Origin of the sequence: Sphingomonas sp. (assembly GCF_036388435.1) — a bacterium.
GTDB lineage: Bacteria > Pseudomonadota > Alphaproteobacteria > Sphingomonadales > Sphingomonadaceae > Sphingomonas.
In genome coordinates, this window is the sequence record NZ_DASVRV010000046.1 from 166,872 (window position 1) to 188,360 (window position 21,489).

At 68.1% G+C, this 21,489-nt stretch carries 18 protein-coding genes and 1 tRNA gene; 4 read left to right on the plus strand and 15 right to left on the minus strand.

Annotated elements, in window-relative coordinates; translation table 11 throughout:
* Positions 1-40: 40 nt before the first annotated feature.
* Both VF592_RS10635 and VF592_RS10640 read left to right on the plus strand, forming a co-directional pair.
* A complete protein-coding gene (locus tag VF592_RS10635; RefSeq protein ID WP_331005595.1) occupies positions 41-247 on the plus strand; it encodes a DUF2945 domain-containing protein in 207 nt (68 codons plus the stop codon).
* A gap of 51 nt (positions 248-298) precedes the next feature.
* Positions 299-601 carry an SWIB/MDM2 domain-containing protein gene (locus VF592_RS10640; protein ID WP_331005596.1) on the plus strand — a complete coding sequence of 101 codons (303 nt, stop codon included), beginning with the start codon at positions 299-301 and terminating at the stop codon, positions 599-601.
* Between the two features lie 41 nt (positions 602-642).
* Here the strand turns inward: VF592_RS10640 and VF592_RS10645 are convergent.
* The 5 genes from VF592_RS10645 to VF592_RS10665 all read right to left on the minus strand — a co-directional run bounded on the left by VF592_RS10645 (position 643) and on the right by VF592_RS10665 (position 3,025).
* A tRNA-Arg gene (locus VF592_RS10645) sits at positions 643-719 on the minus strand.
* Between the two features lie 47 nt (positions 720-766).
* Positions 767-1,195 carry a DUF1178 family protein gene (locus tag VF592_RS10650; RefSeq protein WP_331005597.1) on the minus strand — a complete coding sequence of 143 codons (429 nt, stop codon included), beginning with the start codon at positions 1,193-1,195 and terminating at the stop codon, positions 767-769.
* Positions 1,192-2,016, minus strand: coding sequence for a carbon-nitrogen hydrolase family protein (locus tag VF592_RS10655; protein WP_331005598.1), 825 nt, complete (start codon positions 2,014-2,016; stop codon positions 1,192-1,194). Before VF592_RS10655 ends, VF592_RS10650 begins: the two co-directional genes overlap by 4 nt.
* Entirely contained in the window at positions 2,016-2,270 is a 255-nt protein-coding gene (grxC, locus tag VF592_RS10660; protein ID WP_331005599.1) for a glutaredoxin 3, read from the minus strand. Before grxC ends, VF592_RS10655 begins: the two co-directional genes overlap by 1 nt.
* A 32-nt stretch (positions 2,271-2,302) precedes the next feature.
* Positions 2,303-3,025: a ComF family protein gene (locus VF592_RS10665; RefSeq protein WP_331005600.1), complete on the minus strand. Its 723-nt coding sequence runs from the start codon at positions 3,023-3,025 to the stop codon at positions 2,303-2,305.
* A 43-nt stretch (positions 3,026-3,068) separates the two neighbouring features.
* On the opposite strand from VF592_RS10665, the gene VF592_RS10670 reads away from it, so the two are divergent.
* Positions 3,069-3,914, plus strand: a complete 846-nt coding sequence (locus VF592_RS10670) for a class I SAM-dependent methyltransferase (RefSeq protein WP_331005601.1) — start codon at positions 3,069-3,071, stop codon at positions 3,912-3,914.
* Here the strand turns inward: VF592_RS10670 and VF592_RS10675 are convergent.
* From VF592_RS10675 to VF592_RS10720, 10 genes are all read right to left on the minus strand, one after another.
* Positions 3,911-4,303 carry a response regulator gene (locus VF592_RS10675; RefSeq protein WP_331005602.1) on the minus strand — a complete coding sequence of 131 codons (393 nt, stop codon included), beginning with the start codon at positions 4,301-4,303 and terminating at the stop codon, positions 3,911-3,913. The two genes, VF592_RS10670 and VF592_RS10675, sit on opposite strands and share 4 nt — an antisense overlap.
* Positions 4,304-4,366: 63 nt before the next feature.
* Entirely contained in the window at positions 4,367-6,805 is a 2,439-nt protein-coding gene (locus VF592_RS10680; RefSeq protein WP_331005603.1) for an ATP-binding protein, read from the minus strand.
* Entirely contained in the window at positions 6,790-8,094 is a 1,305-nt protein-coding gene (locus VF592_RS10685) for an EAL domain-containing protein (RefSeq protein WP_331005604.1), read from the minus strand. The genes VF592_RS10680 and VF592_RS10685 overlap by 16 nt, the downstream gene beginning before the upstream one ends.
* Before the next feature lie 294 nt (positions 8,095-8,388).
* Complete coding sequence (argE, locus tag VF592_RS10690; RefSeq protein ID WP_331005605.1) at positions 8,389-9,549, minus strand: acetylornithine deacetylase; 1,161 nt, start codon at positions 9,547-9,549, stop codon at positions 8,389-8,391.
* Positions 9,549-11,024 (minus strand): NAD(P)/FAD-dependent oxidoreductase, encoded by a 1,476-nt coding sequence (locus VF592_RS10695; protein WP_331005606.1) that lies wholly within the window; start codon positions 11,022-11,024, stop codon positions 9,549-9,551. The genes argE and VF592_RS10695 overlap by 1 nt, the downstream gene beginning before the upstream one ends.
* A gap of 62 nt (positions 11,025-11,086) precedes the next feature.
* The gene (locus VF592_RS10700; protein WP_331005607.1) at positions 11,087-15,319 is read right to left on the minus strand and encodes a translocation/assembly module TamB domain-containing protein; all 4,233 of its coding nucleotides are present in this window, start codon (positions 15,317-15,319) and stop codon (positions 11,087-11,089) included.
* On the minus strand, positions 15,319-17,421 hold the full coding sequence (locus tag VF592_RS10705; RefSeq protein WP_414714208.1) for an autotransporter assembly complex protein TamA: 2,103 nt from the start codon (positions 17,419-17,421) through the stop codon (positions 15,319-15,321). Before VF592_RS10705 ends, VF592_RS10700 begins: the two co-directional genes overlap by 1 nt.
* Before the next feature lie 140 nt (positions 17,422-17,561).
* Positions 17,562-18,983 (minus strand): coniferyl aldehyde dehydrogenase, encoded by a 1,422-nt coding sequence (locus VF592_RS10710; protein ID WP_331005609.1) that lies wholly within the window; start codon positions 18,981-18,983, stop codon positions 17,562-17,564.
* Between the two features lie 23 nt (positions 18,984-19,006).
* The gene (locus VF592_RS10715; RefSeq protein WP_331005610.1) at positions 19,007-19,411 is read right to left on the minus strand and encodes a hypothetical protein; all 405 of its coding nucleotides are present in this window, start codon (positions 19,409-19,411) and stop codon (positions 19,007-19,009) included.
* The gene (locus VF592_RS10720; RefSeq protein WP_331005611.1) at positions 19,408-20,163 is read right to left on the minus strand and encodes a prepilin peptidase; all 756 of its coding nucleotides are present in this window, start codon (positions 20,161-20,163) and stop codon (positions 19,408-19,410) included. The genes VF592_RS10715 and VF592_RS10720 overlap by 4 nt, the downstream gene beginning before the upstream one ends.
* A 124-nt stretch (positions 20,164-20,287) precedes the next feature.
* On the opposite strand from VF592_RS10720, the gene VF592_RS10725 reads away from it, so the two are divergent.
* Entirely contained in the window at positions 20,288-21,475 is a 1,188-nt protein-coding gene (locus tag VF592_RS10725; RefSeq protein WP_331005612.1) for an acetyl-CoA C-acyltransferase, read from the plus strand.
* Positions 21,476-21,489: the final 14 nt, after the last annotated feature.

Genomic DNA, 21,489 nt, shown 5'->3' on the forward strand with positions numbered 1-21,489 from the left:
CGGCTCGCGCGCTTCGATCGTTCATCCTGGAGGAAGCGCCGTGGCGGACGAGTTGAAGAAGGGCGACAAGGTCAGCTGGCACTCGCATGGCGGCACCGCGCACGGCGTCGTCGAGCGCAAGCTGACCAGCGACATCAAGATCAAGGATCATCAGGTTCGTGCGTCGAAGGAAGAGCCGCAATATCTCGTCAAGAGTGACAATGGCGGCGAAGCGGCGCACAAACGCGAAGCGCTGAAAAAGGCGTGATCACATGGTCGCCCGGTTCCACGGGCGGCGTTCATACGGGGAAGGAAGATCATGGCTACCGCCAAGCAGGAAGAGGGCGCCAAGAAGGCCGCCACCAAGCAGACCAAGGAAGGCACCGGCATCCACGCGCCCGTGCAGCCGTCCAAGGAACTCGGCGCCGTCGTCGGCGACGACCGGCTGCCGCGCAGCGAAGTGATCAGCAAGGTCTGGGCCTATATCAAGTCCAACGACCTGCAGAACCCGGAGAACAAACGCGAGATCGTCGCCGACGAAAATCTGAAAAAGGTGTTCGGCAAGGATCGCGTGACGATGTTCGAGATGAACAAGTATATCGCGGCGCATCTCAAGGCCTGACGATCGGTCCTCGCCGGGGGTGCCCCGCCATGTGCGGCGCGTGGTGCCCCCGAGAGGACTTGAACCTCCGACCTGCGGTTTAGGAAACCGTTGCTCTATCCGGCTGAGCTACGGGGGCACACCCAAGCGGTGCGCCGGGGTAATCGCGCTTCGCGGTCCGGTCAATCAGTTGAGCGTCTCGGGCGGCCGGACCGGCAGCGGGAGCGGTGCGACCGGAACGCCGTCCTCCGCCAGCGCCCTGGCTTCGGCGATCGTCGCCTGACCGTGGATGGTCGCGTGATCCTCCTCGCCCGAATGCATCGCGCGGGCGCGGGTCGCGAACGAGCGGCCGACCCATTCCGACTTTTCCAGTGCCTTGGACTGCGCCGCCGCCAGCGCGCGGAGCATCTGCTTCGGATCGATCGCGACCGGAGCCGTCGCGCGATTGCCCTTGGCCGGCACGTTCGGCGCCATTGCCGCTTTCGACACCTCCGAGCTGTCGCATAGGGGGCAGCGAACCTGCGCCGCCTGGACCTGGGCGGCATAGGCGCCGCTCGACCCGAACCACGCTTCGAATACATGCCCTTGGGCACATCTCAGGTCGAACACGATCACGACACGCTTCCGACCGGGGCGATCGCACGGCGATGCGCGATCACCGGCAGGCGCGAACGCACCTCCGCGACACGGGACGGGTCAAGGTCGACCACCGCCAGTCCGGCCGGCTCGCCCATGTCGAGCAGCACCTCGCCCCAGGGATCGACCACGAGCGAATGGCCGAACGTCTCGCGGCCATCCTCATGTAGGCCGGTCTGCGCGGCGGCGATCACGAACGCGGCCGACTCGATCGCGCGTGCGCGCATCAGCACATGCCAATGCGCCGCCCCGGTCGGCCGGGTGAAGGCGGACGGGATCGCGAGCGATGTCGCGCCCGCTGCGCTCAGCGCCTGGTACAGCGCCGGAAAACGCAGATCGTAACAGATGGACAGGCCCAGCGATCCGGCCGCCGTCTCGACGACGACCGCCTCTTCGCCCGGCGCATAGGCGGCGGATTCGCGCCAGCGCTCGCCCGTCGGCAGGTCCACATCGAACAGGTGGATCTTGTCGTACCGCGCCCGGATCGCGCCGCGATCGTCGATCACGAACGCCCGGTTCGCGAGACGACCATCGGCCCGCTTTATCGCCAGCGAGCCGAGCTGGACCCACAGGCCATGCGTGGCGGCCGCCGCCCGCACCGCTGCCAATACGCGGTCGTCGCCTTCGTCGGCGATGCTCCGTGCGGCGCGCGCGCGATCGCGGTCGATCAGACCCGACATTTCGGGCGTGAAGACCATGGCCGCGCCCTGGGCCCGCGCATCCCCGATCGCATCGGCCAGCACCCGCGCATTGACCGCGGGATCGATCCCGCTCGTCATCTGCAGCAGCGCGATCCGCATCAGCCGAGCAGGGGGTCGAGCCCGCCCCTGCGATCGAGCGCCGCCAGATCGTCCGATCCGCCGATATGCCGGCCGTCTATGAAGATCTGCGGCACGGTGCTGCCGCCTGCCGAGCGCTCGATCATCTCGGCGCGGCGCGGGCCGCCCATGGTGATGTCATGTTCCTCCGGCGTCACGCCCTTGGACTCGAGCAGGCGCATCGCCCGCGAGCAATAAGGGCAGAACGCCTTGGTATAGATCTCGACATGGGCCATGCGGGCGGAAATGTGGACGATCTCCGCGCTTGTCAATCGACCTCGCCCAGCACACGCGCCCAGCAGAGGACCGCGACCGAGGTCGCACCGGCGCGGAGCAGCGCCGCAGTCGCGGCGTCGGCGGTCGCGCCGGTCGTATGGACGTCGTCGATCAGCCCGATCCGTCGCCCGCCGACCCGCCCTCGGTCGGGGACGGTGAACGCACCGCGTACCGCGCGTGCCCGCGCCGCTCGACCGCTGCCCCGTAGCGACGGTGTCGCCCGAATGCGGACGAGCGCCGTCCGGTCGAGCGGAACCCCGGTGGAGCTCGCGAGCGCCGCGCCGATCACGACCGACTGGTTGAACCCTCGCGCCCATAATCGCCAGCGGTGGAGCGGCACCGGCACGAGAAGGTCGACATCGTCCGGCACCGACCGCCGCATATACCGCGCCATGGTCTCCGCGATCCCGACGCGACGCCCATATTTCAGGTCCAGCGCGAGGCGCCGCGAGAGCTCGTCATATGCGACTGCGGCGAACACGCCCGCATGACGCGGCGGGTCGGCCAGACAGGGGCCACAAAGCGCGCTCTCGCCACGATCGAACGCGAACGGCGCCTTGCACCCCGCGCACCAGGGCGGGCCGAGAAAGCGCACCCTGCTCCAGCACCCACCGCAAAACCGGTGATCATGCTCGACGATCATGCCGCACCCCGGACAGCGCGGCGGCAGCGCGAAACGACCGGCGGCGGTCAATATTCGAAGCAGTCCGGTCACCCCCCCTTGTCGGTCGGGAGCGGCATGGGCACAAGCGGTCGCGGTGAGCCCGCCCGAAATCTTCGACCGCGCCGCGCGACGACGCCGGCGGGACATTGTCCCGCGCGACTATGCCGGCCATGCCTTCCTGCGCGAGGTGATGCTGGACGGGTTGGCGGAACGCCTCGACAGCGTGTCGCGGCGGTTCACGGACATGCTCGATCTCGGCTGCTTCGACGCTTCGCTTCCAGCACCGCCGGGCGCGAGGGTCGCGCGTTGCGATGCCGGTTTTACCTTCGCGCGGACGGCGCGGGGCGTTCAGGCCGACGAAGACCGCCTGCCCTTTCGCGACGGGAGCTTCGACCTGGTCGTCAGCGCCGGGGTGCTCGATCAGATCGGCGATCTGCCCGGCGCCTTAACGCTCGCGCGGCGCACGCTCCGCCCGGACGGGCTGTTCCTGGGCGCGTTCCTCGGCGGATCGAGCCTGTCGGTGTTGCGGGCGGCGTTCCGCGGCGCCCGACCCGACCGACCGGCGGCGCGCATCCATCCCATGATCGATCTGCGCTCCGCGGGCGACCTGCTGACCCGGGCGGGGTTCAGGCTGCCGGTCGCCGATGTCGAGACGTTGACCGTGCGGTACGGCGGGGTCGGCCGCCTGTTCGAGGACCTGCGCGGGATGGGCGCGTCGAACCTGCTGATCGCCCGGACGGCGATCACCCGCGGCGAGCTGGCCCGCGTCGCCGACGCGTTCGCCGCGGCGGCGGACCCCGACGGGAAAACGCCGGAGCGGTTCGACATCATCTTCCTGACCGGCTGGTCTCCGTCTCCCGATCAACCGCGGCCGGCGGCGCGCGGAAGCGCGCGCGCATCGCTGGCCGATGCGCTGCAGCGGTTTCCGCCCGCCGATTAGCCGATCATCCCGCCTTCGCCCGCCCGGCTGGCGAGCACCCCGCCCATCGCATCGAACAACGCGTTCATCGCGACAGGCTTGAACAGCACGTCGTCCGCGCCCGCCCGCAAACAGCGATCGCGCAGATCGACCGCGGTATCGGCGGTCACGACGATGATCGGCACGCCGGCATTGACGCTTCCGCCCGATCGGATGTGGCCGATGGCGGTGATCCCGTCCATGCCGGGCATCCGCAGGTCGATGAGGAGGATGTCGAACCGCTCGGCGTCGATCAATGCGAGCCCGGCTTCCGCGCTCTCGGCCTCCGTCATCGCCGCGCCCGCCACGTCGAGCATGTCCTTGACGACACGCCGATTCATCCGGTCGTCCTCGATGAACAGGACCTTCACCGTGCGGCCCCGTGCCTCAGGTTATCGGTGTTCGTGAAACGGATCATCACGCCCCCTATCCGCTTATGCGGCATGGGATACAAGCGGCCGTGGATAGCCCTTTCGATCGGCACACGGAAACATCACGGCCAGCAGTTCCGATCCCGTCACGGGCTTGTCGATGACCCGAAACGATGGGGGGGCGAGCAGATCGCTGTCGCGCGTCCTCAACAGCGTGACGGCCGTCGTCCCGACGCTTGCGAAAAGTGCGGCCCGGTCGAACGCGTCGGCGATCATGCCGTCGTCCAACAGCACCAGCGACGGTCCACGCTCGTCGATCGCCGCGATCGCCTCGCTTACCGTGCCGGCAAGGATGATCGTCGGCACGAACGGCGCGAACAGACCTTGGAACATGGCCCGCCTGATGGGGCTGCGCTCGATGATCAGCAACGCCCCGGTCCCGCCGCCGGCGTCGCCGGTGGCAGGCGTTTCGACATGATCGACGACCGGAAGACGGAACGTGAAGCTGGACCCCTGCCCTTCCACGCTCGCCACATGGAGTTTGCCCCCCATGGCGTGGGCGAGATCACGGCTGATCGACAGCCCCAGACCCGTGCCCCCGAAACGCCGCGTCGTGCTCGCATCCGCCTGTCGGAAGGATTCGAAGATCAGGTCCAGTTTCCCGGGCGCGATACCGATGCCGGTGTCGCCGACGCCGACCAGCACGGCCTGCTCCCGACGCGTCGCGGTCAGCCTGATCGACCCGCCGGCGGTGAACTTGACCGCATTGGACAACAGGTTGAACACCACTTGCCTGACCCGCGCCGGGTCGCCTAGGACGCGGCCGGGCGGCAGATCGACCTCGACGGTAAAATCGATCCCCTTGGCGCCGATCTGATCCGCCCATAAGGACGCGGCGTCGCGGAGCACCGCCGCAAGGTCGAAGGGCACCGACTCGAGCGCAAGTCGGCCCGTTTCGATCTTGGCGACGTCGAGTATGTCGTCGACCAAGGCGCGCATCGTGCTCCCCGCGCCATGGATCAACCGGATACGATCACGTGCCGCGTGAGGAAGGTTGGCATCGGTCAGCATCACCTCGGTCATCCCGAGGATGCCGTTGAGGGGCGTGCGGATTTCGTGGCTCGTCGTCGCCAGGAACTCGGTCTTCGCCGCCAGCGCCTTGCCAAGCGCGGCGTTGGTGACACCCAGATCGTCATTCGCCGCGTGCACCGCGTCGCGGCTCCGGCGGATGGTACGCAGGCTCACCAGCAGCATCCCGAGAACCAGAAGCGCCGCGCCGCCCGCGCCCATGAAGATGGTCCTTTCGGTGCGCGCCCGGTCCTGTTCGAACAGGACCCTGCGGCGCAGCTCCTCCGCCTTGAGGCGCGCGATGCGAAGTTCCTGGTTGGCGAAGTCGAAGCGCGCCCCCATCAGCGCGGTGCTGGTCTGTGTCGCCAGCTTGGTCGCCTCATCGTCCAGCCGCTTGAGCGCCTCCATATGGGCGAGGGCTGCGGTCATATTGCCGACGGCGCGGTGGATCCGATAAGCGGTGAGATGGCCTTCCCGCATCGGCATGGTCGATGTCGCCAGATCGACCCCCGCGAAGCTTTGCTCGATTAGACCGCGCGCCTCGTCCAATCGCCCACGTTGGAACGCCAGCTGAGCCGCGGCGCTCAGCATCGCGGGCTCTTCCTGTCCACCCGCCTCGGCAGCGGCGAGCATAGCCTTGCGTGCCGTGCGTTCGGCAGCTCCAAGCTGTCCGTCGGCAAGCTGCGCACGGACGATATTGCGCAGAATCTGTGACTGGAGCGTTGGGCTGTCGATCTGATCGGCCAGTTGCAGCGCCTTGTTGAACTGCCGAACCGCCGCCTGATTCTGGTTCAACGCCGCGTACATCGTCGCGCGATTATTGTAGATGGAGATAAGGAGATTGGCGTCGAGATCGGGCGTGTCCGCCGCCTGTCCGAGATAGCGCAGAGCCGCGCCGTGATCCTTGGCATCGCTGTACAAACTGGCGATGTTGATCAGCGCGATCGCCTCGTTGCGCCGCATTCCGAAATCTTGAAAAATACGGAACGCGTGCTGGTAGTCGCGTAGCGCCGAGGAGACATCGGCTGCGGCGCTACTCGCGCCACCACGCAGCAGAAGGATATCGCCGACTAGTTTTGAGCTGGCGTTCGCCTTGGTCGCGTGGCCGAGAGCGACGTTGATGATAGGTTGCGCCGCCGTGACATTGTCGGTTCGTAGCAATGCCTCCCCTTGGAGCCACATGGCTTGCGCAAGGGCCTTGTGCCGCTCTGCCCCCCCTGGGAAAGCATCGGCCACACGCTCGGCTTCCCGAGCTCTTCGTAGACTCGAACGTGGATCGTCCACCATCATTGCATGGCCGTCAGCGATCTTCGATTGAAACGTCCGCTCTTCTTCCGCACGAACTTTGGCTTCAGCAGGCTGAGTGAGACCGAACACTAGAAGCAACGGGGTTAGCCTGCCAAGCTTCCTGCCCATGATCAGCTTTGCTGCCAAGCTAGCGCTAGACGGCCGAAAGTGGCGCGGCTGTCCCCCACCGCATGTGCATGACCTTTACTGTCCAAAAATCGAATCAGGTCGCGCAGCGTGATCGGCCGACAGATCAGAAATCCCTGGACCATGTCGCACCCCATCACGGACAGCAAGGCAAGCGCGGCCGGGGTCTCGACGCCCTCGGCCACCACCTCCATCTCGAGCGCATGGGCCAGATCGATCGTCGAGCGCACGATCAGCGGATCACGGTTCGAACTGGTGAGCTGGGTGATGAACAATTTGTCGATCTTCAGCTCACGCGCCGGTAGCCGTTTCAGATAGGCCAGCGAGGACAGCCCGGCGCCATAATCGTCGATCGCGATTTCCACGCCGATCCTCGCAAACTCTTCGAGGTGCCGTATCGCGCTTTCAGGATCGCGAATGACGGAGGTCTCCGTCACCTCGAACCCGATCTTGCCCGCCTTGCCACGCAACAAGGCGGTTACGTCAGCGGCGAACCGCGAATCGCTAAGCATCATGCCCGAAATATTGACGAACACGCGAAGATCATGGCCGTGTTCCGCGAGCACCGCCTGATCGATGATCGCCTGTGTTATCGTCCATAAGGTCAGCTCCGTGATCGCGCCCGTTTCCTCGGCAAGCGGGATGAACTCACCCGGCGGCACCAGTCCGCATAATGGATGATTCCAGCGAGTCAGTGCCTCGACACTGGTGATTTCCTGACGTCGTACGTTCATTTTGGGCTGGTAATGCAGAAACAGCTCGCCTCGGGCGAGAGCTCGGTCGAGATCGCGCGCCATCGCGGCTCGGTCGATCTCCGCCGCACCGGACCCGACCTCGTGAACGACCGTTCTCAGCTGACCGTTGGTTCGGCACAATGCTTGTTCGGCTCGTTCGATCAGGCCGAGTTCGTCGGCGCAGACGTCCTCGCCCACGGCTACGCCGAACGTCATGTTCAAGCGATAAGACTCTTTCCCGAATCCGATCGGATCGTCGAAATGGGTCACGAGCGACTCGAACGCCTCGTCGAGCATGTCTCGTCGCGAGAATTCCAGTTCGATCTCGATCAGGTCGCGCGCGATCGCGACGGCGCGAGCGCCCATGACCATCCGATTGATGCGATGCGACAGGAGAGTCGCCAGTCCGTCCGCGTCCGAACGGCTAAGCCGGCGTCGCAACTGACCGAAATTCGTCACTCTGGCATGGATTACCATGCGCCAGCGCGAGGCCCCAGGTGACACCGCGTGGCATTCGGCCTTCTGCCGATCCAAGGAAAGCTCGTCGCTGGTCACCGCTCGGCCTCTAATCCAGCGGGATTGAAGATAGGCTTAAGCGGATGAGCCGCAACGATGGTTAACGCCGCATTGATATAGTTGTAACCGGTCTAAGGATTCGTTAGGGATGAAGTGCATCCAACGTGGTGCGAACGAGGGAGAAAAGATATGCTGAAGTTGATCCTAGCGCTGATCTGGGGCGAGAAGATTCGGCCCTGGTAATTTGACGACTTCGGCCCGGACGCGGACCCTTGCGTGGTTGCGACCTTTCTCCGGCGAGTGTTTCGGGCCGATATTACGCGCAGCGAAATTTCAGGACGCCAATGCGTCCAGCATCCGTCGCATGAAGGCGGCCCCGCGCTCCATCTGATCGATTGCGATATATTCGTCGGGTTGATGCGCCTGCTCGATCGAGCCGGGGCCGCAGATGATCGTGGAGAATCCCGCCTGCTGGAACTGCCCCGCTTCCGCGGCATAGGCGACCGCACGCGCCGGTCCGTTGTCCCCCGTCAGCATTCTCGCGATATCCGCGGCCCGGCTGTCGGGCTCGGCCGCGAAGGACGGCGTGGACGACCGGCGGCGAACCTCTACCCCGGCATCGGCGAAGCGCGCTTTCACCCTGGCATCGGCCGCGGTGCAGCGGGCCAGGAAGGGCGCGATTATGTCATCGGCGTCTTGTCCGGGCGTGCAGCGCAGGTCGAACACGAACCGGCATTCCCGCGCCAGGATATTGACCGCCGTGCCCCCGGCGATCTGCCCGATCGTCAGCGTGGCATGGGGAGGATGGAAGAGTGACGCGGGATCCCCCTCGTCTTCCAGGCGAGCCGCCAAATCCGCCAGTTCGCGCATGAGTTCGACGGCTTCCATGTTCGCCGACACGCCCAGATGGGTGAGGCTGGAATGCGCCTCGTGCCCGCACACTATTATTTCGTAGCTCGCGATCCCCTTATGGCCGCCGACCACCTCCATGCCGGTCGGTTCGCCCACGATCACGGCCGCGGGCGGTGGAAGATGCCGCGAGAGTTCGGCGATCATGGCCGGGGCGCCCACACAGCCCACTTCCTCGTCATAGGAAAAAGCGAGATGCACCGGCCGGGCCAGGCGGCCCGACATCGCTTCCGGCGCCGCAGCGAGCGCCAAAGCCAGAAATCCCTTCATGTCGCACGCGCCCCGTCCGTGGAGCCGGTCGTCGCGACGGGTCAGCGTCCAGGGATCGCTGGTCCAGGGTTGCCCGTCGACCGGCACCACATCGGTATGGCCGGACAGCACGATCCCGCCCGCGACCGCGGGGCCGAGCGTCGCATAGAGATTGGCCTTGCGTCCGTCGGGACTGGCCACCCGCGTCGACGATGCGCCAATCCGGGCCAGCCGCTCCTCGACATAGCCGATGAGCTGAAGATTCGACTCGCGCGAGGTCGTGTCGAACGCGATCAGATCGGCGAGGATCGCGGTCGTGTCGGAGATATCCACCATCAGGCGGCCCGACGCGCCGATACCCGCGCAGGATTCGAGAAGGTCATCGCATCGTCGACCGACCCGAATTTCAGCGCCATGATGTCGAGCGCGTAATTCTGGTTCACGCGCCAGGGCTTCTTGCTTCCCTGCTTGGGCAGATGATCGATCGCGCGCTGGACATAGCCGGACGTGAAATCGAGGAACGGCTGCTCGGTGACGCTTGGATCGTCGTTGCGCGGGGTCGCCTGGCGCATTCCGCGCTTCCTCATCGTGTTGAGCAGGCGGCACACATAGGTCGCCGTCAGGTCCGCCTTCAGCGTCCAGGACGCGTTGGTATAGCCGAAGAAATAGGCGAGATTGGGAATGTCCGAGAACATCATGCCCTTGTAGTTGAGCGACCGGGCAAGGTTCTTCACCTCGCCGTCGACGCGGAACTCGACCCCGCTCAGCAATTGCAGCTCCAGCCCGGTGGCGGTGACGACGATATCGGCTGCCAGTTCGGCTCCCGAATGGAGCCGGATGCCGGTCGGCGTGAAGCGGTCGATCGTGTCGGTCGCGACCGATGCTTGGCCGCCCTTGATCGCGGCGAACAGGTCGGCGTCGGGCACCAGACACAGCCGCTGGTCCCAGGGATTGTAGCGCGGGGTGAAATGGGTCGCCACATCGTAATCGGGGCCCAGATGCTCGCGTACCATGCCCAGCAGCCGTTCCTTGATCCTGGCCGGGCGCTTGCGGGCCATGTTGTAGAAGAACATCCCGAACAGCACGTTCTTCCACCGCGTCACGCCATAGGCCAGCTTGCGCGGCAGGCGGCTGCGCAGCCAGTTGGCGACCGCATCCTCGGCCGGGCGCGACACCACATAGGTCGGGGACCGCTGGAGCATGGTGACGTGCGCCGCCCGCTTGGCGAGTTCGGGGACCAGGGTCACCGCGGTCGCGCCGCTGCCGATCACGACGACACGCTTGCCGGCGTAATCGAGGTCCTCCGGCCAGAATTGCGGGTGGACGACCTGCCCTTCGAACGCGCCGACGCCCGGGAAATCCGGGGTGTAGCCACGCGCGTAATTATAATAACCCGAGCACATCGACAGGAAATCGCAGGTGTAGGTGACCCGCTCGCCGTCCGCGCCTTCGGCGTCGACGGTCCAGCGCGCATCGGCGGTCGACCAGGCAGCCGACTTGACGGTCGTGCGGAAACGGATGTGGCGGTCGATGCCGTGCTCGCGGGCGGTACTGTCGACATAGGAACGGATGCTGGGGCCATCGGCGATCGCCTTCGCGTCGTTCCAGGGTTGGAACGAGAAGCCCAGCGTGTGCATGTCGGAGTCCGACCGGATGCCGGGATAGCGGAACAGGTCCCAGGTGCCGCCCAGCCGCTCGCGCCCTTCGAGAATGACATAGGTGCGGTCGGGGCAGCGTTTCTGGAGGTGGTAGGCCATGCCGACGCCGGAAATGCCCGCGCCGACGATCACCATGTCGAAATGTTCGGTCATGCCGGTTCTCGCTCCACCCGACGCTGCGGTCGGTTTCGAAACGGGACCTACGTCAAAACGCCTCAATAGTCTCTAGAATATCGGAGCGAGACGTTGGACCCGCCGAACGAGCCGGTCGACGACAGCACGCTGAGGGCGCGGGTCAGCGCGATCTCGAGCTGGGTCGCGGTGAAGCCGCGGGCGTCGGTGACGATCTCGATATAGATGTCGTCGGTGATGTACTTGCCCGCCGCCAGCGCGGTGCCCCTGCCCGTCGCCTGGTCCGATCCCAGGATGCGCAACCGATCGAACCCCGTCGCCGAGCGCAGCTTGCCCAGCGGATTGAGCCCGCCGCCCGATCCGCGCAGCGAGTTCAGCGCGGCGGCGAGCTGGATCGCCTCGGTCGCCGACAGATTGGCGGGGCTCGACCCGAAGAGCAGCCGGCTCAACACCTCGTCCTGCGGCAGGACGGGGGTCGAGGTGAAGGCGATCTGCGGGCGCTGGCCGGTGCCGGTGATGACGATGTTCGCGGTGATGCCGTTCGTGGTGGTGCTGGCGGTGATGTTGATCACCGGGTCGATCAGCGCGCCGCCGCGGAAATCGATCGCCCCGCGCGTGATGTCGAACCGCTTGCCCGCGAAGGAATATTCGCCCTCGACCAGCTGGAGCCCGCCGGTGACGATCGGCGCCAGGTTCGTGCCGCCGACGCGCAGGTCCATCTCCCATTCGGATTCGAGCCCCATCCCCGAGACGAACAGGCGGTTATTGGCGCGCAGCCGCAGGTCGAGGCGGAACAGCCCGGTGGGCGCCGGAGTCGGCCGATCGGTCGGGCGAGCGAGGCGCACCGCGCTGCGGCGCCGCACGCCCGTTAGTTCGGGCACTTCGGCCTGACCCTGGCGGATGATCTGGTAACGCGCCTCGGGCACGCGCAGCTCGCCCTGGATCAGCCCGCCGTTCAGCCCGTTGGTGATGCGGACATTGCCCGTCGTCGTCGCGCTCAATGCATCGCCCCGCGCGAGCTGGGCGTTGTCGAGCACCGCGCGAATGTCGATCGGGAAACCCTGCGCCGCCGCGAGTCCGATCGACCCCTGCGCCTGAACCGTTCCCCGGCCCGCGCGCGCATTGAGCTGGGTCAGGTCGAGCCGGTCGTTGTTGAAGCGTCCCGCGATCCGCATCTGCGTCAACCGCGTGCCATAGGTCTCGTTCAGATAGGTGAGGTTGTCGGCACGGATCAGGCCGTTGAGCCGGGGCGCTCGCACCTGGCCCGAAAAATCGGCGGCGGCCGCGATCGGCCCCGAAAGCTGCTGATTGGCGAGGCCGGCGAAGCTGAACAGCACCGCCGAAGGCCCGTTATAGCGGATGCCCCCCGACAAAGGCGCGGCGAGCAGGCGCGTCGTCCAGGACCCGGCACCCGGCGGCAGCGGCGTCAGGCTCGCCAACATGCGGCCGATCACCGTCGGCCCGCGCCGGATCAGCGCGCGCGCCTCGCCGCCCGTCGGCACGAGCCGTCCGGCGAAGACGACGTCCACCGGGCTCGACACGGCCGCGATGCTCGACCGCGTGAAGTTGCGCACGGTGATCCGCGCGTCGGCGGTCGGGAAGGTCGCGCCGTTCGCCTGGGCGAAGTCGAGACTGCCCGTCGCCTGCCCGCCCAGACCCAGATTGCCGAATGCGTTGAAGGTGGCGAGATCGAGCCGGTCGAGCCGCGTCTGGATCGACAGTCCCTCGCCATAGCTGCCGGCGATCCGCGCCGAGCCCTGGCCGAAGGTCATGCGGGTCTGCGCCAGCGTGTATCGCCCGTTCGCGGCGGTGATCCGCGCCGGATTGACCGTACGGAAGGGGATGTTGTTCGCCTGCCCCTGCAGCGCGACGAGATAGTCGTTGGGCGACAGCCGGGCATTGGCGGCGAGACGGAAGGGCACGCCGGTCGATCCGGTCAGCAGCGCCTGCGCCGTCCCGCGCCCGCCGCGATAGTTGACGCGCGCCCGGCCGGCCTGGAGCACCAGCGTATTGTAGCGCACGTCCGCGAGCTGCACATCGGCGATCACCTCGGGCGCGGCGGGATAGAGGACGACGGTGCCGTTCGCGATCAGGCGACCGATGGTGAAGTCGACCTGACCCGGAATCTGGGCATTGGAGCCGCGCGCGTTGAAGGCGGCACGCTGATAGCCGCCCTGATTGGCGAGCTGGACTTCGCCGGTCAGCCCCGACCCGGCGAAGCGCAGCGCGCCCGCGAACGGCCCGGCGGCGGTCTGCACCACGCGACCGGTAAAGCCGATCCCGGCGAACACGACGCGGCGAACGTCGATCGCGAGCTGCGCGCCGGGACGGACCAGCAGGTCGGCGGTGAAGGGCCCATAGGTGGTCCCGCCGCTCGCGGTCACCGCATAGGCGCCGCCCTGCCCGACGATCCGCGCCTGGACTCCGGCGAGCCCGACGCCGAGCCCCGGCCGCGCGGCGTTGATGACGATCACCGGATTTACCGCCGTCCCCGTGACGCGCGCCGAAACGGGCCCATATTGGCTGGAATAGCCGTCGGCCTCGAACCGGATCGCGCCCGAGGGCGTGTAGGAGCCCGATCCGCGCGTGATGCGGAACAGGGGCGCGTTGAGGCGCACGCCGGAGAAGCGGATCACGCCGGTCGGGCCGTAATTCACATCCGCCCGGACGACCGCCTGGCCGCCCAGAAAAGTCTGCGCGCCTTGGTTGAAGATGCGCGAGGTGCGGGCGACCACCCGGCCCGTGATCCCGAACCCGCCGCCGGGGGCGGTCACCAGCTTGGCGTCGGTGGTCACGTCGAGAATGCCGATGCTCTCGATCCGGTAATCGTTGACGCGGCCTTTGAGCGCACCGGTGTAGCGCCCGGTCGACAGGTTCGCGACGACGATGGCGGTCGCGTCCACCCGGTCGGACCGGATGCGCAGATTGTCGGACAGGATGTTGGTGCCGGAGATGGCGAGGTCGCCGCTTACCGCGACATTGGTCAAGAGCTCGCCCGCCGCGGCGTTGAGCCCGGTCACCCGCGCCGCCCGCGCCTTGACCGGCACGAGGATGCGGTCGGCGTTCACCCGCGCCAGACCCTCGGCATAGAGCCGCTCGACCCCTGTGCCCCCGAAGGCGATCGCCGCGGCGCGCAGCTTGTAATCGACGGTGGGCGTGGCGAACGCTCCGTCCAGCACGACGCGCGCGGTCACGTCACGCCCGGCGAGGTTGGGCAGGATCGCGCCGGGTGTCAGCAACCGGGCATCGACTGCGAAATTGCCGAAGCGGCTCCGGGCCAGGTCGATCACGCCGCCTGCATCGACGACGAGCGCGTTGGAGCGGAGCTTGATGCGGGTATCGGCGCGACGCTCGACCAGCGTGGTGTCGGCTTCGATCGCCATGAAGGGCGCGGTGAGCCGCTCGACGGGACCGGCTAGGTATAGGCCGGGACGGGTGCGGCCCGCGACGCGGAAGCGGCCACCCGTCGCGGTCAGGTCCAGATTGGCCAGTTCGCCGCCGCCCAGCGTCGCGACCGCCTTGCCCCGCCATGCGGCCCAGGTGCCCCGCCCGTCGACGCTGACCGCAAGCGGCGCACGGAGCGACGCCATCGTCGCGACCACGCCGCCGACCGGCGCCTGGAGCTTCACGTCGACATCCAGGCGATTGCGATCGGGCACCGCGTCCAGCCGCAGGCGCAGGCGGTCGCCGCCGGCCACGCCCGGTCCGCGCAGCGCCTGCGCGTCGGCGTTCACCTGCGCGCGCGCGTCGGCGATATGCACGGTGCCGTTCAGCGCCAGCGCATGCGGGCGTCCGGTGACCGAGCGGTCGATCGCGAGCCGCGCGATGCGGAGCCGGTCGATGTCGATGTCGAGATCGGGCAGGAGCGGCGCGTTGGGATCGCTCGCGACCTGGCGAAGCTGCGGGCGCCGCACGAGCGTGACGAGCGGCGTGGTCAGTTCGCGCACGTCCACATGATTGCGGACAAAGGCGAAGGGCCGCCAGTCGACTTCCAGCCGCGGCGAGGTCAGGAAGACGCCGCGCGGGTCCGCCACGCGCACGTCGGACAGGATCATGCGGCCGTAGAGCGATCCGTCGATGCGACCAACCTTGATGTTCAGCCCGGTCTCGGTCCGATACTCGCCGATCTGGTCGGCGACGAAGCGACGTCCCGGATCGGTGTTGATGCCCAGCAGCACCAGCCCGACCAGCGCGAGCAGCGCCAGGATCGTGACGGCCAGCCATTTGAGCGCGCGGCGCCATAGCGGCCGGCGCGGAGCGTCCGACGGGTCGGCCACAGGCGGGTCTCCGGCGTGGAGGTCGGAACCCTCGGCCATCAGAACGCCTGCCCGATCGAGATGTAGAGCGCGATCTTGCCGTCACCCGGACGCGGGTTGAGCGGGGTCGCGACGTCCACGCGGAGCGGCCCGAAATTGGTGTAGAACCGCCCGCCGATCCCCGCGCCGAAGCGCAGGTCGGACACGCGCGGCAGGATCGACTCGTAACTGTTGCCCGCGTCGATGAAGGGCACGATGCCGTAATCGCCGAAACGGTAGCGCGCCTCCAGCGCGAACTCGGTCAGGCTGCGCCCGCCGATCGGATCGCCATTGGGATCGAACGGCCCGAGCCGCTGGAATCCGTAACCGCGCACCGACCCGCCGCCGCCGCCATAATAGCGGCGCGAGGGCGCGAGGTCGTCGCGGTCGATCCCGGCGATGGTTCCCGTGCGGGCGCGACCCGAGATGACGAGGCGGTCGTTGACCGGCTGGTAATAGGTGCCCTCGACCATCGCGCGGACATAGGGCCGCACGGCCCCGCGCACCGACGTTTCCGGGCTGAGGTTGAGCTTGAGCCGATAGCCGCGCGTCGGGTTGAGCAGGCTGTCCGAACGGTCGAACTGCACGAGCCCGGGCAGCGCCGCGATGAAATAGGTCGCCCGCCGCCGTGCGCCCCGGCCCAGGAAATATTCGAAGTCGAAGTCGTACGACTCCTCGTTCGTCCCCACCAGTTCGAACCCATAGGCATAGGTCAGCGGCTTCTGCCAGATCGGCGTCGAATCGTAGCTGATCCGGCCCGACACCGTGCCCGTGAACGCCTCGAACGCGTCATAACTGGAGTGATTGGCCGAGGCGGTCAGGGTGACCGTCCGGTCGCGCCGGCCGGCATTGGATCGGCGGAACGTCGCCGCCAAGCCCTGCTCCTGCGTGCCCGCGACCGCGCTGGCGATCAGCGCGCCTTCGGGCGGGAACAGGTTGCGATGGGTGTAGCTGGCCTCGACCCGGATGCCCTGACCGGTGGAAAAGCCGCCCTCGCCCGCCAGGGTCCGCGCGGGGCCCTTTGACTGGCGAACGAGAAGATCGACCTGTTCGGTGCCGTCCGGCCCAGGGCGCCCGGTCCGCTGCGGCTCGACCGCGACCGTGCCGAACAGTCCGGTCGCGACCAGCGCGTCGCGCAGATCGTCGACGCGCCGGGTGTCGAACAGCTCGCCCGCCTCGAACCGGGGAAAGACGTTCAGATGCTCCAGGTCGAACACCGGGTCGCCCGCGGTGGTCAATCGCCCGAAGGAGGAGCGCGGGCCGGTGGTGACGGGCAGCGTATAGGCGCCGGTCGGGGCCTGGTCCTCCAGCAGGATATCGCGCTCGCCGACCTCGACGAAGGGGTAGCCCTGTTGCGGCAGCGTCAGGCGGACATTCGCTTCGGCGCCCTGGATGCGCGCCGCCTCGATCGGATCGCCGACGCGCAGCGGCAATTCGCGACGGACCAGGTCGGGGGGCGTGGTCGGGTTCGCGCGCACCTCGACCGACGACAGGGTGTAGAGCCGGCCCGGCGTCGCGGTGACGGTGGCGCGCAGACGCCCGCCGCCCTGGGGACGATCCGGCGCCTGTTCGACCGTCGAGCTGGCGGTCGCGTCGTAATAGCCCAGCGACTTCATCAACCGGATGGCGAGCCGCTCGTCTTCCCGCGCCCGCTCGGCGACCTGGAGCGCGTTGCCGGCCTTGCCGTCGCCCTCGCGGAGCGCCGACAGCGCGCGCCATTCGTCGGTGAGTTCCAGCGGATCGAGCCCGACGACCGCCGTGTCGTACCGGATTTCCGGCGCGTCCGCGTCGGCGACATCGATCGCGCTCTGGAGCGGGGTGCTGTTGAATCCACCCAGCGGCTCGAGCGGCTGGGCAAGCTGCGGGTCCTCCGGCCCGACGGGCGCGATCGCGTCGCCGACGCTCGGGCCGGGCTGCGCGGTGCCGGCCGGCGCGAGCGGCGCGGGCGCGGTGTCGCGCATCGGTTCGAGGGGGGCGTTCAGATCGTCGGACAGCGGCGGAAGCGCGGCATCGAACTCCGCTTCCGGCACGATCGGCTCTTCCGATTGTCCTGGCGACGCGCGATCGACCGCGGGACGCGGCGCATCGGGGCCCTGGGCGGGCGCGGTGCCCGGCCGGTTCAATTGGGCAAGGGCCGGCGCGGCGGTGACGAGCGCGACGGCGAGCCAATAATGTCGCCGATCCACCAACCGCACCCTGACGTCCCCAACCCGACCTTAGCGCGTTGATTATGGCCGGGTTAGCTGCGGCGCAACGCCTTTCGTCACCCGACGCTCCCGATCTGGCGCGCGGCGGAGGCGCGGGTCGCCTTTCCATAGGGCGGTTTGAGCCCGGCGAGTTTGGCGACGTCGAGCCGCGACTGCTTGAAGACGGCACGCGCGTGGCTGAAGGTCTTGAACCCGTCATGCCCGTGATAGGAGCCCATGCCCGACGGGCCGACCCCGCCGAAGGGCAGGTCCTCCATCGACACGTGGAACACCACGTCGTCCAGCGTGACCCCGCCCGAATGGGTGCGGTCGAGCACGCGGCGGCGCTCGGCGGCATCGGGTCCGAAATAATAAAGACCCAGCGGACGATCACGGCGGTTCACCCGATCGATCGCGTCGTCGATGCCGTCATATTTGATCACCGGGAGAATCGGGCCGAAGATCTCCTCCTGCATCAGCGTCATGTCGTCGGTCACGTCGCGGACGATGTGAAGCGGCATCTTGCGGCTGTTCGACGCGGCGAAATCCTCGCCCGCCGGGTTGATCGCCTCCACGCTCGCCCCCTTGGCGCGCGCGTCGTCGAGCCAGGCATGGAGCCGCTGGTGATGGCGATCGTTGATGACCGACGTATAATCGGGATTGGCGAGCAAGGTCGGATACAGGCGCGACACCGCCGCCTTCAACCCGTCGACCACCGCCTGCTCCCCATCGGCGGGCGCGAGCACGTAATCGGGCGCGAGGCAGATCTGGCCGGCGTTGAGCATCTTGCCGATCGCGACACGCTCGGTCGCCTGGGGCAGGTTCGCGCCCGCGCCGATGATCGCGGGCGACTTGCCGCCCAGCTCCAGCGTCACGGGTGTGAGATTGTCGGCGGCGGCGTGGAGGATGTGGCGGCCGATCCCGGTCGCCCCGGTGAAGAGCAGGTGATCGAAAGGCAGTCCGGCGAATGCCTGCCCGACATCGGGCCCGCCCGACACGACGGCCAGCTCGGTCGCGGCGAAATAGCCGGGCACGACCTCCTCGAACAGGCCGGCGGTGGCGGGCGTATACTCGCTCAGCTTCACCATGGCGCGATTGCCCGCCGCGAACGCGCCCGCGACCGGGCCCATGACGAGGTTGACCGGGAAGTTCCACGGCGCGATCACGCCGATGACGCCGAGCGGCTGATATTCGACCCAGGCCCGCGCGCCCATCAGGCCGAGCGGGAACTGGACCGGGCGACGCTCGGGCTTGGCCCAGCGGTCGAGGTTCTTGAGCGCATGGGCGATCGGCGCGACCGAGCCCGCGATGTCGGTCAGCATCGACTGTTCGCGGCTGCGATGCCCGAAATCCTCCGACAGCGCGTCGCAGAAGCGATCGGCATTGTCACGGATCATCGCGGCCGCGCGCTTCAGCCGGTCGCGCCGGACCGACATCGGTTCGGGAAGCGCCGCGGTGAACGCCGCGCGCTGCGCCGCCAGTGTCGCCTTCATGTCCATGCTTTTCTCCCCCTGCTTTCCGATCACGCGCAGCCGATGAGCCCGGCGACGGGCGTGACCAGCACGTCTCGCCCGGCCCGCTCGACGCGCAGCGTTCCCGCCGGCACCACGCCGCCGCCCGTCAGCTCCGGCCGCGTCTGGACCGCCATGTCGAGCACGACCGTGACATCGGCGCCTCGATATTCGGTCACCCCCGCAAAGCCGAACCCCGCGCTCCCCCGCTCGCCCCCACGCGCCACATCGACGGTCTTCCCGTCGAGGTGCAGGCGGAGCCGGGCGGGATCGGCGGTCGCCATCGCCACCAACTTACGCGTTGGGGCGGTGTCCCATAAAAAGGCGGCGCAGCCCTTTGCCGGCATCGCCTGACGACCGATCGGGCCGAGAACCGATGGGTCGGCGAGGAACAGCGCAAGCGTGATGGCGATCATGGGGCGAAGCCTATCATGACGAGCCAGGCCGGGTAAGCCGCCACCGCCAGCAGCGTGCCGAGCGGCAGGGCGTCGTCACGGGCGACCGCCCGCCCGGTCAGCCGCCGGAACAGAATCACGCCCAGGCCGACCAGCCCCGCGAGCAGGAGGACGGACGGCAATATCCGCCACCCGAGCCACAGCCCGATCGCGCCGAACAGCTTGGAATCGCCGCCGCCCATCCCGTCGCGCCCCCGGATCAGGCGATAGCCGCGCGCGATCGCCCAGAGCACGGCAAAGCCCGCCACTCCCCCGATCAGCCGTTCGTCCAGGCCCGGTGTCAGGCCTATCACACCAGCGGTGAGCCCCGCCAGAGCGAGCAATCCCGTCAGGCGATCGGGAAGCCAGAAATCGCGCCAGTCGAGCGCCGCCAGCGTCACGAGTAGCCATCCGAAGATCGCGCCCGCCAAGGCGTGGAGCGGGTCGGCCGCGACCAGTCCCGCGCCCAGTCCCACCCCCGCGCAGGCGAGTTCGACCTGCCAGTGGATGGGGTCGATGCTCTCGCCGCAGGTGCGGCAGCGCCCGCGCGACAGCAGCGCGCTCGCGATCGGCACCAGATCGCGGGGAGCAAGCGTGCGGCCGCAGCCGTCGCAGGCGGAACGACCGGTCAGGACCGAGCGGTCCCGCGGCCAGCGTACGGCCAGCGTAGCGAGGAAGCTGCCGATGATCGCGCCGAGCAGGGCCAGCAGGAAAGGAGCAGAATAGGCGGGCACGGGCCGCGTCTAACCCAATCAGCCCACTCGACCTATGCTCCGGGCGCGTGACGATGGAGCCCCATTTCACTTTTCGCGATTGCAGCATTAGATACCGGCCATCCTCTTTACCGGAGCTCCGATCATGGCCAGCGATCCCGTCGTCATCCTTTCCTATGCCCGCACGCCGATGGGCGCGTTCCAGGGCGCGCTGTCGGGCGCGACCGCGACGGAGCTGGGCGCGACGGCGGTGCGCGGCGCGGTCGAGCGCGCGGGCGTCGCGCCCGAGTCGGTCGACAAGATCTTCATGGGCTGCGTCCTGCCGGCTGGCCTCGGCCAGGCGCCCGCGCGCCAGGCGGCGATCGGCGCGGGGCTGCCCACCTCGGTCGAGGCGACCACCGTTAACAAGGTGTGCGGGTCGGGGATGCAGGCGGCGATCTTCGCGCACGACATGATCGCGGCGGGCTCCGCCGATCTGGTCGTCGCGGGGGGCATGGAGAGCATGTCCAACGCGCCCTATCTGCTCAAGAAGCTGCGCGCCGGCGCCCGGATCGGCCATGACACCGCCTACGACCATATGATGCTCGACGGGCTGGAGGACGCCTATGACGCGGGCCGCGCCATGGGCACCTTCGCCGAGGACACGTCGCGCGAATATCAGTTCACCCGCGAAGCCCAGGACGATTACGCCGTCGAGTCGCTGACCCGCGCGCTCGCCGCGCAGAAGAACGGCGCGTTCGAGCGCGAAATCGTCGGCGTCACCGTGAAGGGCCGCAAGGGCGACACGGTGGTGACCGAGGACGAGGCCCCGGCGCGCGGCGATCCGGTCAAGCTGCGCGCGCTCAAGGCGGCCTTCGCCAAGGACGGCACGATAACCGCCGCCTCCTCGTCCTCCATCTCCGACGGTGCGGCGGCGCTGGTGGTGACGCGCCAGTCGGTCGCCGATGCCCAGGGGCTGAAGCCGATCGCGCGCATCGTCGCCCATGCCGCCCATGCGCAGGAACCCGCCAAGTTCACCACGGCCCCGGTCGAGGCGGTGCGCAAGCTGCTCGCCAAGGCCGGCTGGACCACCGACGAGGTCGACCTGTTCGAGATCAACGAGGCGTTCGCCTGCGTGCCGATGGCCTGGATGCACGATCTGGGCGTGTCCCATGACAAGGTGAACGTCCATGGCGGCGCGACCGCGCTGGGCCATCCGATCGGCGCGTCGGGCGCGCGGATCATCACCACCCTGCTCGCCGCGCTGGAGCGCACCGGCGGCAAGCGCGGCGTCGCGTCGCTCTGCATCGGCGGTGGCGAGGCGACCGCGATCGCGGTCGAGATGATCGACTGACCGATCCCGCGCGA

What these genes read in the sequence shown, in the direction of transcription:
- VF592_RS10640 (WP_331005596.1), top strand. Translation starts at nt 299, where the DNA reads ATGGCTACCGCCAAGCAGGAAGAGGGCGCCAAGAAGGCCGCCACCAAG.
- VF592_RS10655 (WP_331005598.1), bottom strand. Translation starts at nt 2,016, where the DNA reads ATGCGGATCGCGCTGCTGCAGATGACGAGCGGGATCGATCCCGCGGTC.
- grxC (WP_331005599.1), bottom strand. Translation starts at nt 2,270, where the DNA reads ATGGCCCATGTCGAGATCTATACCAAGGCGTTCTGCCCTTATTGCTCG.
- argE (WP_331005605.1), bottom strand. Translation starts at nt 9,549, where the DNA reads ATGGTGGATATCTCCGACACGACCGCGATCCTCGCCGATCTGATCGCG.
- VF592_RS10695 (WP_331005606.1), bottom strand. Translation starts at nt 11,024, where the DNA reads ATGACCGAACATTTCGACATGGTGATCGTCGGCGCGGGCATTTCCGGC.
- VF592_RS10700 (WP_331005607.1), bottom strand. Translation starts at nt 15,319, where the DNA reads ATGGCCGAGGGTTCCGACCTCCACGCCGGAGACCCGCCTGTGGCCGAC.
- VF592_RS10710 (WP_331005609.1), bottom strand. Translation starts at nt 18,983, where the DNA reads ATGGACATGAAGGCGACACTGGCGGCGCAGCGCGCGGCGTTCACCGCG.
- VF592_RS10715 (WP_331005610.1), bottom strand. Translation starts at nt 19,411, where the DNA reads ATGATCGCCATCACGCTTGCGCTGTTCCTCGCCGACCCATCGGTTCTC.
- VF592_RS10725 (WP_331005612.1), top strand. Translation starts at nt 20,288, where the DNA reads ATGGCCAGCGATCCCGTCGTCATCCTTTCCTATGCCCGCACGCCGATG.